Raw genomic sequence first — 13606 nt, 5'->3', positions numbered from 1 at the left:
GGCAACAATCATTCGACCGAAACGACAAGATCGCTTCAGGCCGCCATCGCTCCGACGCCGCCGTCATGCAGGTGACACGCCGCGACATGGCCGGACGCGATCGTCTTCAGAGCCGGCCGTTCCACCTTGCAGCGCGGGCCGGCATGCGGGCAGCGCGGGTGGAAATGGCAGCCTGATGGCGGGTGAAGCGGCGAGGGGATCTCGCCGCTGAGCGGCGAAAAACGCTTCTTGCGGGCCGTGATCGTCGGCACATTGGCGAGCAGCGCCTGGGCATAGGGGTGCTGCGGCCCCTTGAAGAGGGCGGCCGCGGGCGCGGCTTCGACGACACGACCGAGATACATGATCACGACCCGGTCCGAGAGGTGCCGGACCACGCCGAGGTCGTGGCTGATGAAGAGGTAGGTCAGGTTGAGTTCGTCGCGCAGCTTCATGAAAAGATTCAGCACCTGAGCCTGAATCGAGACATCGAGAGCAGCCACGCTTTCGTCGCAGACGAGGAATTCCGGCTTCACCGCCAGCGCTCTCGCGATGCCGATGCGGGCCCGCTGTCCGCCCGAGAACTGGTGCGGATAGCGGCGCTTGTAGGTCGGATCGAGGCCGACGCGATTGAGAATGTCGTCGACATAATCGGCCTGGCCGGCGCGTGTCGTCAGCCCGTGCACGACCGGCGCTTCGCCGACGATATCGCTGACCCGCATGCGCGGATTGAGCGAGGACATCGGATCCTGGAAGATCATCTGGATCGCCAGCGTTGCGGCGTGGCGCTCCTCGGCGCTCATCTCGTCGGTATAGCGCCCGCGCCAGCTCACGCGGCCGGCGCTTGCCTTGTGGATCCCTGCAACGACCCGCCCGAGCGTTGATTTGCCGCAGCCGGATTCGCCGACCAGCCCGACGACCTCGCCGGCCCCGATCGAGAGATCGACGCTGTCGACCGCGTGCACGACCTCTTCGGTATTGCCGGCGCCGAACCAGTTCGCGAATTTCGCAGCTGCGTCGAGCGGTTTGGCGAAGCGCTTCGAGACGCCTTCGAGGGTGAGGATCGGTCTATCGTTCATGCCGCAACCCCGGTTCCGCTCAGGGGGTGATGACAGCGCACGCCGCGCTCGCCGGGGAAAGCCGTCGTGGCGGGGGCGATAGTGAGGCAGTCGGCCTGCGCGTAGTCGCAGCGCGGAGCAAAGGCGCAGCCCTGCGGCAGGCGAGCGAGCGAGGGTGTCGAGCCCCTGATCTGGCGCAGCATCTCACCTGGTTCGCCCTCGCTCGGTAGCGAGCCGAGCAGGCCGGCCGTATAGGGGTGCAAGGGGGTGTCCAGCACGGGATCGACCGCGCCCGCCTCGACGATGCGGCCGGCGTACATCACCGCGATCCGGTCCGCGAGCCCGGCGACGACGCCGAGGTCATGGGTGATCCAGACCAGGGCCGTCCCGGTCTCGGCGCAGAGCGATTGCATCTCGGCAAGGATCTGGCTCTGGATGGTGACGTCGAGGGCGGTCGTCGGCTCGTCGCAAATGATCAGCGGTGGTCGATGCAGCAGCGCAATCGCGATGGCGACACGCTGGCGCATGCCGCCCGAGAACTGATGCGGATAGGCCTTCAACCGCTCCTCGGGCGAGGGGATGCCGACCTTGGCGAGGGCATCGCGGGCGCGTGCACGCGCCGCCTTGTGCGAGACCTTGTCATGGGCGGTGACGGCTTCGATCATCTGCGTGTCGATGCGCAGGACCGGGTTCAGCGTCATCATCGGATCCTGGAAGATCATCGCGACCTCGCGACCGCGGACCTTCCGGAATTCGCCTTCACCGAGACCGACGAGCTCCTTGCCGTTGAGCTTGATCGAGCCCTCGACAATACGGCCGGGGGGATCGATCAGCCCCATGATCGAGAAGCCGGTGACGGATTTGCCCGAGCCGGATTCGCCGACCAGGCCCAGCACCTCGCCGCGACTGACATGGAACGAGACCCCGTCGACCGACTTCACCGTGCCGGCGCGGGTGAAGAAATGGGTCTTGAGATCGCTGACCTGGAGCACGTGATCGCTCATGGCTTCACTTCTCCAGGCGCGGGTTCAGCACGTCGCGCAACCTGTCGCCGACCAGGTTGATCGAGACGATGGTCATGAGCAAGGCGAGGCCGGGGAAGACCGAGATCCAGTAGCTGCCCGAGATCATGTACTGGAAGCCGTTGGCGATCAGCACGCCGAGCGAGGGCTCCGTCTGCGGCAGGCCGACCCCGAGGAAGGACAGCGTCGCCTCCAGCGAGATCGCGTGAGCGGTCTGCACGGTCGCGATCACGATGACCGGGGCGAGGCAGTTTGGCAGGATATGGCGGAAGACGGTGCGCGCATGGGAAAGGCCGAGCGACTGCGCGGCCTCGACATATTCCTTGCGTCGCTCGACCAGCGCAGAGCCGCGGACCGTGCGGGCGTAATAGGCCCATTGCACGATGACGAGGGCGATGATGATCTTGTCGACGCCCTTGCCGAGCGCCGCGACGAGGATCAGCGCGACGAGGACCGAGGGCAGCGACAATTGCAGGTCGACGAGCCGCATGATCACGGTCTCGACCTTGCCGCCGGCATAGGCGGCGATCAGTCCGACGGTCATGCCGACGGTGGCGGCGATCAGCCCGGAGAAGGCTCCCACCATCAGCGAAATGCGCAGGCCGTAGAGAATGCCGGAGAGCAGGTCACGGCCGACGCCATCCGAGCCCAGCCACATCGTAAACCCTTCGCCGGCCACGGCACCTGGCGGCTGGCGGGAGTCCATCACGTCGACCGCTGCAAGGTCATAGGGGTTCTGCGGTGCGATCAGCGGCGCGGCGAGCGCCAGCAGCACGATCGTCGCGAAGACCAGGAGACCGAGCAACGCAACGCGGTCCTCGATGAAGCTGCGGGCGAAGCGCCGCAGCGGCGTCTCCTCCCTGGTCGGGGCGGCCGGGGTCGTCGTGACCGGGGGCAGGCTGGTCTCGCTCACGTGCTGGCCTCCGTCAGGCGGACGCGCGGATCGAGCGCGGAATAAACGAGATCGACCAGCAGGTTGATCGTCACGAACAGCACGACGACGACCATGACATAGGCGACGATGACCGGTCGATCGAGCCGGGTGATCGCCTCCAGCAGGAGACGGCCCATGCCGGGCCAGGCGAAGATCGTCTCCGTCACCACGGAGAAGGCGACGAGCGAGCCGAATTCGAGTCCGAGCACGGTGACGATCGGGATCATGATGTTCTTCAGGATGTGAACGCCGATGATCCGGCTCTGCGACAGGCCCTTGGCACGGGCGAATTTGACATAGTCCATCAGGGCGGCCTCGCGTGCCCCCGCCCGCGCCAGGCGGATGACAAGCGAGATCTTGAGCAGCGCGAGATTCAGCGCCGGCAGGGCCACATGCTGCCAGCCGTCCACCGTGAGCAGCGAGGTCTCGATGCCGAGTACGGAGACGGTTTCGCCCCGGCCCGTGGCGGGCAGCCAGCCCAATCCCACGGCGAAGGCGAGGATCAGCATCAGCCCGACCCAGAAGGTCGGCAGCGAGAAGCCGAGGATCGAGATCGCCATGATCGCGCGGGACGCCTTGCTCTCCGGCTTCAGCCCCGCATAGAGGCCAAGCGGCAGCCCGATCACGATCGCCATGAAAAGTGCGACAAGGGCGAGCTCCAGCGTCGCCGGCATGCGCGACAGGATGAGCTTGATCGCGGACTCGCCATGCACGAAGGAGCGGCCGAGATCGCCTTGCACGGCATTCCTGAGGAAGATCAGGAACTGTTCCCAGATCGGCCGGTCGAGGCCGAGCGAGCGGGCCGTTTCGGCGATCTGCTCCTGGTTCATCTCCGGCGAGACGAGCATGTAGATCGGATCGCCAACGACGTTCACGCCGAAGAAGACAATGACCAGCATCGCCCCGATGACGAAGAGTGCCTGCGCCAGGCGACGAAGGATGAAGGCAGCCATGGGGTTGGTTCCTTCGCGAGCAGGATGGTGTGCGCGAACGCAGCGCTCAAAGCAGCGTGGCCGGGTTGGGCCCGACCATTCCGTGACCAGCGGTCTCCGGCAAGAGGGTCCCGGGCTTTAAGCCCGGGAACGACGTCAATCCGCCCGAGCCGTCACTGCTTGGCGACGGAGGTTGCGAGCGTGTACTCGTCCGAGCGCGGCTCGACCTTGAAGCCCTTGCGGGCAGCCCAGGTGTTGAGCTGGAAATGTGTCGGGATCAGCCCGACATCGTTCATGCCGATCTCCATCGCCTCGCCGAAGATGGCATCGCGCTTCTTGTCGTCGACCGTGCGCAGGCCTTCCTCGACCTTCGCGTCGAAGGCCGCGTTCGAGTAGCGGCCGCGATTGGTCGCTCCCATGCCCTTCTGCGGGTTGAAGGTTGCAAGCAGCGCCTTGAGCGAGTCCGAGGATTCGCCCGTCCCGGCGGCCCAGCCGACGAGGATGAAGGAGAATTCCGGCACATTGCCCGGTGCGCCCTGCGAGGCACGGGTGAAGAAATTCGCCGGGGGCAGCGTCTCGACCTCGGTCTCGATGCCGAGCCGTGCGAACATCTGGGCGGCGGCCTCGATGATCTTGGTGTCGTTGGTGTAGCGCCCGTTCGGCCCATGCATCTTCATCTTGAAGCCGTTCGGGTAACCGGCCTCGGCGAGCAGCTTCTTGGCGCCGTTGAGATCGAAGGCGACAGGCTTCAGGTTCTTGGAGGTGCCGAAGAATGAATCGGGCAGGAGCTGGCCGGCGGGGATCGCTTCCTTCTCCATGATGCGCTCGACGATGCCGGGCCGATTGATCGCCATCGAAAGCGCCTTGCGGACGCGGACATCCTTGAGCGGGTTCTTGATCTCGGAGCCGTCCTTGCCCTTGATGAAGGGCGAGACGTCGCGGAAATGGTCCATGTGGAAATAGACCACGCGGTTGGAGACCTGGCTGACGACGTTAAGGTTCTTGTCGCCCTTGAGCTTGGCGACATCCGAGGTCGGCACGGCTTCGATCATGTCGACATCGCCGGCGAGCAGGGCTGCGACCCGGGTGGGCGCCGAGGTGACGATCCGGAACGTCACCTTCTTCCAGAGGCCCTTGCTGCCGCCCCACCAGTTCTCATTGGCGGTCATGACGACGCGGTCGCCCGAGACGAATTCGGCCTGCTTGTAGGGGCCGGTACCGCCAGCAGCGCATTTGCCGGCATTGAATTCCTCGGTCGTGGTGTCCTTGCACTTGGCCGAGATGACGCCGAACGTCGACAGGTCGGTCGGCACCAGCGGCGCGGGCGCGGCCGTCTTGATGCGGATCGTGTGGTCGTCGACCTTGCTGATCTCCTTGCCGCGCACATAGGCCGAGAAGCTCGACGGGCTCTTGGGCACGTTCGGCGCGCGCTGGAAGGTCGCGAGCACGTCGTCGGCGGTGAAGGGCGAGCCGTCATGGAACTTGACGTTCTGCCGGAGCTTGAACTCCCAGGTCGTGTCGTCGACTGCCTTCCAGCTTTCGGCGAGGCCGGGAACCAGCCGCTGCGAGGCGTCCTGGCCGACCAGCGGCTCGTAGATGTGCCGGGCCAGCATGTTGTTGGGGGTCAGGTTGTGATAATGCGGGTCCATCGCGCTCGGCTCGGCCGAGATGCCGATGCGCAATTCCTGCGCGACAGCGGCGCCCGCGACCAGGGACAGCGCCGCGGCCATGGCAGCGCGGCTGGCGAATGTGGCGACGTTTCTCATTGAAAGAACCTCCCGAGTTCAGCGGATGTTTTGGCGGATTGGTGCCGGCATGGCCAGCAGTCACCGCGTGGAGAATTTTCTTCTCCACGGATTCGTAAAGCCGGTGCATGCCTGCGTGTGGCAGGAAGAGGGTGGTGAAAGGCCTTAGAACGCCTTGAAGGTGATGATCGTGTGCGTGTCGGCGATCTCGGGGATCGACTGCACCTTCTGCGCGACGAAATGGCCGATATCGACATCCGCGGCGACGTGGAACTTGGCCAGGATGTCGTAGTTGCCGGCGGTCGAGTAGATCTCCGAGGCGATCTCGCGATCGGCGAGTTCGCTGGCGACCTCATAGGTCTTGCCGAGCTTGCATTTGATCTCGACGAAGAAGGTCTGCATCACGCGCTCCGAAAATCCTGTCCCTCTGGATAGAGCCTCGCGCCGGAAGATCAAGCGCCTGCGAGTTCGGCCAGGCGCTTGCTCATCGCGCTTTCCGGATCCGGAAGATCGGCAAGAACGGTGAAATGGTTTGCGCCGTCGATCTCGCCATAATGCGTCCTGACGCCTTCCAGGCCCCAGACATCGGTGATCCGACGGCTCTGTTTCAGGTACTCACCGCTCTCGGCCCCGCCGACCACCGCGTCCATCAGCAACCCGGAGGGAGCCGGCCAGAACAGGGGGCTTTCCCGCTCGGCCGATGCCATGTCGAGCCCCAGCGCCGCGTTGATACTGGTCTCTGTCAGGGGCTTGAGGTTGTAGAGGCCGGAGATGCCATAGGCCGCCGGCACCAGGTGGACCGGCAGGTCGTGGTCGACATTCTTCCAGTCGGTGGCGAGCAGGCAGGCGGCGAGGTGCCCGCCGGCCGAGTGGCCGGCTGCAACGATCGGTCGGCGGAACTGCCGCCAGAGGGCTGCGGCCGCCTGCTGCAGTTCCCAGACGATGTGGCCGAGCTCGACCTGCGGGCAGAGATCGTAGCCCGCGACCGCCATGGGGACGCCGAGCCGGTTCACGCCGCGCGCCATATGCGAGAAATAGGAGCGGTCCAGCGCCTGCCAGTAGCCGCCATGGATGAAGAGCACGATCGCATTGCCCTTGACCGCCTCGGGCTTGAACAGGTCGTAATGCTGGCGCTCGCCCGGGCCATAGGAAATGCCGAGTTCGCTGACGGCGACAGCGCGATAGGCGGCAGCGTCGGCCTGCCAGCCGGCGATGATCTCAGGATGCTCCGGCACGCGGGCGCGGTTATTGTACTCTGTCTCGTAATCCGTCGACATGGCTGGCTCGGCTCTCCGGCTCTGCGGTTGCGGACGACGTCCTGAATCGCAGACCTCGCCAGTCTGCGCCATGGCTTTTGACAGGTCGAGCCGCAAACGCCACAAGGCTGGGCCCCATGTGCATGGCCTCTGCGAGCCTGGAGATCGTTATGGAAAACCCCGTTCTTGCCGAGGTGATGCGCGGCGCCGTCGTCGAATCGCGCCATCGCGGCGCGGCAATCGTGGTGGACGCTGACGGCGCCGCGGTGCTTTCGCTGGGGGATGTCGAGCGCCCGGTGTTCCCGCGCTCGGCGGTGAAGGCGATCCAGGCCCTGCCGCTGTTCGAGAGCGGCGCTGCCGACCGCTACCGATTGACCGAAGCCGAGATCGCGCTTGCCGTCGCCTCGCATTCCGGCGAGTCGGCTCATGCCGAAACCTCGCTCGGCATGCTGAGGAAGGCCGGGCGGGACGCCGGCTGCCTCGAATGCGGCGCGCATTGGCCGATGAACGAAGCAGCGGCGCGTGCCATCTCCAAGGACGGCCAGGAGCCGACCGCTCTCAACAACAACTGCTCGGGCAAACATGCCGGTTTCGTCTGCCTGTCCTGCGGTCTGGATGAGGACCCGACCGGTTACGTGAAGGCCGGTCACGCCGTGCAGAAGGCGGTGCGCGGCGCGCTCGAAGAGGTGACAGGCGCCGCCCACACCACTGATCTCATGGGCACCGACGGCTGCTCCATTCCGACCTACGCCGTGCCGCTGACGTCTCTGGCGCTCGGCTTCGCCCGCCTCGGGTCCGGCCACGGGCTAGGACCGAAGCGCGCCGAGGCCGCACTCCGCATCCGCAAGGCGGTCGCAGCCCATCCCTTCATGGTGGCGGGTACCGGCCGGTTCGACACGCGGGCGATGGAACTCCTGCGCGAGCGCATCTTCATCAAGACCGGGGCGGAAGGCGTCTATTGCGGAGCGATTCCGGAGCTCGGGCTTGGGATCGCGCTGAAATGCGATGACGGGGCGGGCCGCGCCGCCGAGGTCGTGATGGCCTCGCTGATCGCGCGCTTCCTGCCGATGAGCGAGACGGAAGCGGCGAGCTTCGCGCCGCTGCGCGAAAGCGTCCTGAAGAACTGGAACGGCATCGAGGTCGGGCGGGTGAGGGCGGCGGCCAGCGCCTAAAGCATCGGCCCGAAAAGTGGATTGCGGTTTTCGGGGCAAAGCCGATGCAAACACATCAGGCTAGATCATCGGATCGGATACGATATCCGATCCGATGATCTAGCAGCGGCGCAAACATGTTCGTCTGAATGAAGCTCCCCCTGCCGACGGCTCAGAAGCGCTTGGTCGACAGGACGTCGAAGGTCTTGCCTATCGTCGCCAGAGCCTTGTCGTAGGTGGCGAGCGACAAGCAGGCGATCAGCGCGTCAATGATGGCGAGCTGTGCGATCCGGCTCGTCATCGCCTCGGTGCGGAATTGCGTTTCGCGCGCCATCGTGTGCAGCACAATATCGGCATGGGCGAGCAGCGGCGACTTGCCGAAATTGGTGATGCAGATCGTCGTCGCGCCGGCTTCCTTGGCAAGTTTCGTGGCTGCAACCGTCTCAAGCGTGCTGCCGGAGTGGGAGATGGTGATCACCGCCACGTCTGGCCCGGTCAACGAGGCGCTGATCGCCTGGATGTGGGAATCAACCACGACCTTCGCCTCGATACCGACGCGCAGCAGGCGGTAATTGGCATCCTCGGCAATCGGAGCCGCGCTGCCGATGCCGTAGAGCTCGACGCGACGCGCCTTCAGGATCGCGGCAACCGCCGCCTCCATCGCCTTGGTGTCGAGCACCTTCATGGTGTCATGCAGAGCCTGGAGATCGCTGCGAAAGATCTTTTCGATCACCGTGCCGGTGTCGTCGGAGCGGGCCAGATCCTCATGGATGAACTGAACCGGCTGCACCAGATCGCGCGCCAGGGCGATCTTGACCTGCTGGAAGCCGCGCGCGCCGAGCTGCTGGCAGAGCGAGATGACGCTGCCTTCGCTCGCTCCGGTGCGTTCGGCCACTTCGGTGACCGACATGTGCACCACCTCGGCGGTATGGGTCATGAAGAAATCGGCGATGCGTGCAGCCGTGGGCGGCAGCTTGGCGCGCAGCGCCTGCAGGCGTTCGCGCGCACCCTCAAGGTTGGGCGTGACGTTGCCCTTGCGCCGCTCGGTGCCCGGTTCGCCGGGGGCAGCCTCGGCCGGTCTGGAATTGCGATTCGACGCCGTCATGCAGAGAACGCCAGCATGTCGACCGCATCACGACAAGGCGCATTCGCCGCGATGGCAGGGAAGATCCCGTTGCGAACTTCGAAATAGCGCAGGCCGAAGCCCCGTGCGCCCTCGCCGTCGGTCGCCGGGTTGTCACCAACCATCAGCACGACCCTCTTGGGCAGCCCGAGCAGCGCCAGGCCGGCCTCGAACAATGCGGGTTCCGGTTTGCCGATGATGCGATACGGCACGGGGCCGGTGCAGGCGAGCAGCGCCGCCATGAGTGCGCCGGTCTCCGGCACCACCGCACCATCGGGGCCGGGATGGACGAGATCGGGATTGGCCGCGACGAGCTCGGCGCCGTCGCGCACCGCATTGGCCGCAACCATCAGGCGTTCGTAGGAAAAATGCCGGTCGCGTCCGAGAAAGACGATGTCTGGCCGTTCCTGCACCGGGACGAGGTCGCGGTCGCGGGCATGGCTCATCAGGCTCTTGCTGGCCATAATGTAGATGCGGGCCCGGGGCCGCCGGCGCGCGATCTCGTCGAGCGCGGTCGCGCCGGCGAGAACGATCCGGTGCTGCTCGGCAACCAGGCCGAGGCGCTTGAGGCCGCGGGACAATTCGAGCGGGGTATGCTCGGCATCGTTCGAGACGATGACGAAGCGGCCTCCCAGCCTTTCGAGAAAGGCATGTGCGCCGGGAAGAACCTGCCGGCCGCGCACCAGGGTGCCGTCGAGATCAACGAGACAACCCTGAATGTCGTGAAGCGAGCCCATCGCGCGAATCCAAAACCTGACAGCGAGTGAGGCGAGTCCATGAACTGAGATTAACTCAGTGTCAAATTCGATATGTGATGAGATTATTTCATCATCCTGTCATGAAACGCCGCCTAGAACGAGACCGTCGCAGGACGCGCCACGGCCGAAGCCGGGCATGCAAGGCGACGTTCCGCGGCTCCATGGCAGGAGGAAAACATGGTCGAATTCCTCGGAGGCCGGCTGCTGCGCATGGGGATAACGCTCTGGGCGATCGCCTCGGTCGTCTTCCTCGCGACGCGCCTGACCGGCAACCCGATCGACTTCCTGATGCCGGAAGGGCTGGATGCCGCCTCGCGGCGCGAGATGATCGCCTATTGGGGGCTCGATCGGTCCGTCGCCGAGCAGTACTGGCTCTTCTGGCGCTCGCTTCTGTCAGGCGATTTCGGCCTCGGACTGATGGAGCGGCGGCCGGTCGCGACGATCTTCACCGAACGGCTCTGGCAGAGCGCCTCGCTCCTGGTCGCGACCCTGGCACTGACGATCTGTGTCGGCGTGCCGGTCGGTATCCTGGCGGCCGTCTGGCGCGGCCAGGCGCGCGGCAGCGCCGTGCTCTTCACGGCCTTTCTCGGCTACGCCATCCCGAACTTCGTGCTCGCCATCCTGCTGCTGCTGGTCTTCTCCTACACGCTGCACTGGCTGCCCAGCGCCGGCTCGGCCACCTTCGCGCATTACATCATGCCGACAGTCGCGCTCTCGGCCTATTTCGTCGCGGCGCTGGTGCGCTACACCCGCAACGCCATGCTCGACGTCCTCTCGCAGGACTATATGCGTACGGCCCGGGCCAAGGGGCTCCCCGAGAGCAGCATCATTCTCCATCACGGCCTGCGCAATGCGTTGATCCCGGTCATCACGGTGCTCGGCCTGCAGATCACCACGCTCGTCTCGGGCGCAGTGGTGGTCGAGACCGTCTTCGCCTGGAACGGCGTCGGCGACCTTCTGGTCGGCGCGACGCTGCGCCGCGACTATCCCGTCCTGCAATTTGGCGTCCTCGTCGTCGCCTCCGCCGTCATCGTCGTCAACCTGCTGGTCGATCTCGCCTATGCGCTGGTCGATCCGCGCGTGCGCCTGGCTGGAGCCTGAGCGGTCATGACCGACACTCTCGACCCCAAGATCGCCTTCGCGCCGCAGCGCAAGCCGCGCGGGCGCTTCGTGCTTCCCGCGGGCATGAACGCCCTGGTCGTCGCGGCTGCGCTTCTGGCGCTCGCGCTCATGATCCTGGCCGTGCTCGCGCCCGTGCTCGCACCCTTCGACCCCGATCAGCAGAAGCTGCTGGCGCGGCTGCGTCCGCCGCTCGGGTTCGAGCGCGCCAATCCGGCGCATTGGCTCGGCAATGATCAACTCGGCCGCGATCTGCTGTCGCGCTGCCTTTACGGCCTCAGGCTGACGCTGGCGCTCGCGCTGTTCGGAACGCTGATCGGCCTCGTCATTGGTGTTGCGTTCGGGCTCGTCGCCGGGCAGCTCGGAGGCCGGGTCGATGCGCTGATCATGGGGCTCGTCGACATCAAGCTGTCACTGCCCTTCACGCTCGTCGCGCTGCTCGTCATTGCGCTGGCGGGAACCGATGTCGCGGTGCTGATCTGCGTGCTCGGCGTCGCCTATTGGGCCCATTTCGCCAGGCTGGTGCGGGCCCAGGTCCTCGGCTTGCGGGAGATGCCTTTCATCGAGGCTGCCCGAGCCGCCGGCGCGACCCGCTGGCACATCGCGACCGTCCACATGATCCCGAACATCGTCTCGCCGGTCGTGGTGATGGCGAGCCTGAATTTCTCGAACCTGATCCTGCTCGAATCCGCCCTCTCCTTCCTCGGGCTCGGCGTCCAGCCGCCGACTGCCACGCTCGGCTCCATGGTCGGTCAGGGGCGCGACTACATGGCCTCCGCACCCTGGATCGTGGTGGTGCCGGCCGTGGTGATCGTGCTCGTCAGCCTCGCCGCCATGCTGCTCGGCGATTTCCTGCGCGACCATTTCGACGTGCGTTTGCGCGAACGCTGACGCACCGCCGCCGCCTTGCCTGCCGAATGACCTTTGCTCGAACCGAAAAGGGCTGAAAACGATGCTCAAGACCTTGCTGAAGACCGCGCTCGCCGCCGCGCTCGCGACAACCGCTCTGACCGGGCTTGCCCGAGCCCAGGACCTCAAGGTCGGCGTGCAGAACATGGCGCCCTGGCTCGACCCCGGCCGCGATTTCTCCAATGTCGGCTCGCAGTTCTATTTCAACGCCTTCGACCCGCTGATCGGCAAGGATGCGAACCGCGCCGAGAGCGTCTGGCAGCCGGGCATCGCGACAAGCTGGAAGCAGGTTTCGCCGACCGAGATCGAGCTCAAGATCCGCCAGGGCGTGACCTTCCACAACGGCGCTCCCATGACGGTCGAGGATGTGGTCTTCTCCTTCGACCGCATCATCAACTCGACCTTCGCGCCCTATACCGTGCGCAAGCGCGACACGCTGCCCAACATGGCGAAGGTCGAGGCGGTCGATGCCGAGACGGTGCGGATCACCGCGACGAAGCCCGAACCGCTGTTCGAGACGCTGCTCAATGTGCAGCAGGGCATGATCGTGCCGAAGAAATACATCCTGGCCCTGACTGGCGATCCGAACGTCGCCGAGCCGGCCGATTTCGAAGCCTTCGCGCTGAAGCCCGTCGGCACCGGCCCCTACAAGATCACCGAATTCGTGCCGAACCAGCGCCTCGTCTATGAGCGTTTCGATGGCTTCTGGGGTGAGAAGGCGCCGTTCCAGAAGATCACGCTGCAACGCATCCCGGAACTCTCCGGCCGGCTGACGGCGCTGAAGAATGCCGAAGTCGACCTGATCACCAATGTCCCGCCGGACCAGCTCGAGCCGATCGCCTCGGACGCGAAGCTCAAGGTCGAGGGCATGCAGACGCCGCTCTTCCACGTCGTCATCTTCAATACGCAGAACCCGAAGATGGCCAATCCGAAGCTGCGCCAGGCGCTCTCCTACGCCATCGACCGCAAGACGCTGAACGAGGCGCTCTGGTTCGGCAAGGCGAAGGTACCGACGAGCCATAGCTTCCAGCAGTTCGGCCAGCTTTACATGCCCGAGCTCAGCACCTTCGAATACGATCCGGCGAAGGCCAAGGCCCTGCTCAAGGAAGCCGGCTACGACGGCACCCCGATCCGCTACGATGTCCAGGCGGCCTATTACACCAACGGCCTGCTCGCCGCGCAGGCGATCCAGGAAATGTGGGCCGCCATCGGCGTCAAGACCCAACTCAACGTCACCGAGCAATGGACCGGCTCCGATCCGACCATGATGGCCCGCGCCTGGTCGAACCCGATGTATTTCCCCGATCCCGCGGGCGCCTTCGGCATCATGTGGGCGCCCACCGGCAACTCGGCCTCGGAAGGCCGCTTCAAGGCTGACGACGCCTATATCGCACTATGGGAGCGCTTCCGCTTCTCGACCGATCTCGGCGAGCGCAAGAAGGCCTATGCCGAGCTGATGCAGGCGATCAAGAACGACCCACCGGTCCTGCCGCTCTACCAGCCCTACGAGTCATACGGCATGAAGCGCGCGCTCGCCTGGCGGCCGCTGCCTGGGCATATCCCTTATGTCCTCGATTTCCGTGCCGGCCGCGTGACGCTCGCCGCCCGCTGAATTCATCGAGA

General features: G+C 65.5%; 13 protein-coding genes. 4 read left to right on the top strand and 9 right to left on the bottom strand.

Translation table 11 applies throughout. The annotated features are described in order from the left end of the window. Positions 1-35: 35 nt before the first annotated feature. From FG93_RS27760 to FG93_RS27730, 7 genes are all read right to left on the bottom strand, one after another. Entirely contained in the window at positions 36-1055 is a 1020-nt protein-coding gene (locus FG93_RS27760; RefSeq protein WP_043241225.1) for an ABC transporter ATP-binding protein, read from the bottom strand. Next, positions 1052-2038, bottom strand: coding sequence for an ABC transporter ATP-binding protein (locus FG93_RS27755; RefSeq protein ID WP_043241222.1), 987 nt, complete (start codon positions 2036-2038; stop codon positions 1052-1054). The genes FG93_RS27760 and FG93_RS27755 overlap by 4 nt, the downstream gene beginning before the upstream one ends. Positions 2039-2042: 4 nt before the next feature. After that, entirely contained in the window at positions 2043-2969 is a 927-nt protein-coding gene (locus tag FG93_RS27750; RefSeq protein WP_043241220.1) for an ABC transporter permease, read from the bottom strand. Next, positions 2966-3943, bottom strand: coding sequence for an ABC transporter permease (locus FG93_RS27745; protein WP_043241217.1), 978 nt, complete (start codon positions 3941-3943; stop codon positions 2966-2968). Before FG93_RS27745 ends, FG93_RS27750 begins: the two co-directional genes overlap by 4 nt. 152 nt (positions 3944-4095) lie before the next feature. Further along, positions 4096-5688 (bottom strand): ABC transporter substrate-binding protein, encoded by a 1593-nt coding sequence (locus FG93_RS27740; RefSeq protein WP_052514289.1) that lies wholly within the window; start codon positions 5686-5688, stop codon positions 4096-4098. Positions 5689-5832: 144 nt separating this feature from the next. Next, on the bottom strand, positions 5833-6069 hold the full coding sequence (locus FG93_RS27735) for an Lrp/AsnC ligand binding domain-containing protein (protein WP_038361355.1): 237 nt from the start codon (positions 6067-6069) through the stop codon (positions 5833-5835). A gap of 50 nt (positions 6070-6119) precedes the next feature. After that, entirely contained in the window at positions 6120-6944 is an 825-nt protein-coding gene (locus FG93_RS27730; RefSeq protein ID WP_043241604.1) for an alpha/beta hydrolase, read from the bottom strand. A gap of 149 nt (positions 6945-7093) precedes the next feature. Between FG93_RS27730 and FG93_RS27725 the strand changes: the two genes are divergently transcribed. Then, a complete protein-coding gene (locus tag FG93_RS27725) occupies positions 7094-8095 on the top strand; it encodes an asparaginase (protein ID WP_043241213.1) in 1002 nt (333 codons plus the stop codon). A gap of 151 nt (positions 8096-8246) precedes the next feature. Here FG93_RS27725 and FG93_RS27720 read toward each other — a convergent pair whose 3' ends face one another. Together FG93_RS27720 and FG93_RS27715 are read right to left on the bottom strand one after the other, a co-directional pair. After that, a complete protein-coding gene (locus tag FG93_RS27720; protein ID WP_081881949.1) occupies positions 8247-9179 on the bottom strand; it encodes a MurR/RpiR family transcriptional regulator in 933 nt (310 codons plus the stop codon). Next, the gene (locus FG93_RS27715) at positions 9176-9934 is read right to left on the bottom strand and encodes an HAD-IIA family hydrolase (RefSeq protein ID WP_052514288.1); all 759 of its coding nucleotides are present in this window, start codon (positions 9932-9934) and stop codon (positions 9176-9178) included. Before FG93_RS27715 ends, FG93_RS27720 begins: the two co-directional genes overlap by 4 nt. 198 nt (positions 9935-10132) lie before the next feature. Here FG93_RS27715 and FG93_RS27710 point away from each other — a divergent pair, with 198 nt between their 5' ends. From FG93_RS27710 to FG93_RS27700, 3 genes are all read left to right on the top strand, one after another. Continuing rightward, positions 10133-11056, top strand: coding sequence for an ABC transporter permease (locus FG93_RS27710; protein WP_043241210.1), 924 nt, complete (start codon positions 10133-10135; stop codon positions 11054-11056). Between the two features lie 6 nt (positions 11057-11062). Then, positions 11063-11965 carry an ABC transporter permease gene (locus FG93_RS27705; RefSeq protein WP_043241207.1) on the top strand — a complete coding sequence of 301 codons (903 nt, stop codon included), beginning with the start codon at positions 11063-11065 and terminating at the stop codon, positions 11963-11965. A gap of 61 nt (positions 11966-12026) precedes the next feature. Beyond that, positions 12027-13595: an ABC transporter substrate-binding protein gene (locus FG93_RS27700; protein WP_043241204.1), complete on the top strand. Its 1569-nt coding sequence runs from the start codon at positions 12027-12029 to the stop codon at positions 13593-13595. The last annotated feature ends 11 nt before the right edge of the window (positions 13596-13606 follow it).

This window comes from Allobosea sp. LC85, from assembly GCF_000735605.1.
Lineage (GTDB): Bacteria > Pseudomonadota > Alphaproteobacteria > Rhizobiales > Beijerinckiaceae > Allobosea.
The sequence above is the reverse complement of the archived record's forward strand: the minus strand, read 5'-3'. Positions and strand labels throughout refer to the sequence as shown.

What these genes read in the sequence shown, in the direction of transcription:
- FG93_RS27760 (WP_043241225.1), bottom strand. Translation starts at nt 1,055, where the DNA reads ATGAACGATAGACCGATCCTCACCCTCGAAGGCGTCTCGAAGCGCTTC.
- FG93_RS27755 (WP_043241222.1), bottom strand. Translation starts at nt 2,038, where the DNA reads ATGAGCGATCACGTGCTCCAGGTCAGCGATCTCAAGACCCATTTCTTC.
- FG93_RS27745 (WP_043241217.1), bottom strand. Translation starts at nt 3,943, where the DNA reads ATGGCTGCCTTCATCCTTCGTCGCCTGGCGCAGGCACTCTTCGTCATC.
- FG93_RS27740 (WP_052514289.1), bottom strand. Translation starts at nt 5,688, where the DNA reads ATGAGAAACGTCGCCACATTCGCCAGCCGCGCTGCCATGGCCGCGGCG.
- FG93_RS27735 (WP_038361355.1), bottom strand. Translation starts at nt 6,069, where the DNA reads ATGCAGACCTTCTTCGTCGAGATCAAATGCAAGCTCGGCAAGACCTAT.
- FG93_RS27730 (WP_043241604.1), bottom strand. Translation starts at nt 6,944, where the DNA reads ATGTCGACGGATTACGAGACAGAGTACAATAACCGCGCCCGCGTGCCG.
- FG93_RS27725 (WP_043241213.1), top strand. Translation starts at nt 7,094, where the DNA reads ATGGAAAACCCCGTTCTTGCCGAGGTGATGCGCGGCGCCGTCGTCGAA.
- FG93_RS27720 (WP_081881949.1), bottom strand. Translation starts at nt 9,179, where the DNA reads ATGACGGCGTCGAATCGCAATTCCAGACCGGCCGAGGCTGCCCCCGGC.
- FG93_RS27715 (WP_052514288.1), bottom strand. Translation starts at nt 9,934, where the DNA reads ATGGGCTCGCTTCACGACATTCAGGGTTGTCTCGTTGATCTCGACGGC.
- FG93_RS27710 (WP_043241210.1), top strand. Translation starts at nt 10,133, where the DNA reads ATGGTCGAATTCCTCGGAGGCCGGCTGCTGCGCATGGGGATAACGCTC.
- FG93_RS27705 (WP_043241207.1), top strand. Translation starts at nt 11,063, where the DNA reads ATGACCGACACTCTCGACCCCAAGATCGCCTTCGCGCCGCAGCGCAAG.
- FG93_RS27700 (WP_043241204.1), top strand. Translation starts at nt 12,027, where the DNA reads ATGCTCAAGACCTTGCTGAAGACCGCGCTCGCCGCCGCGCTCGCGACA.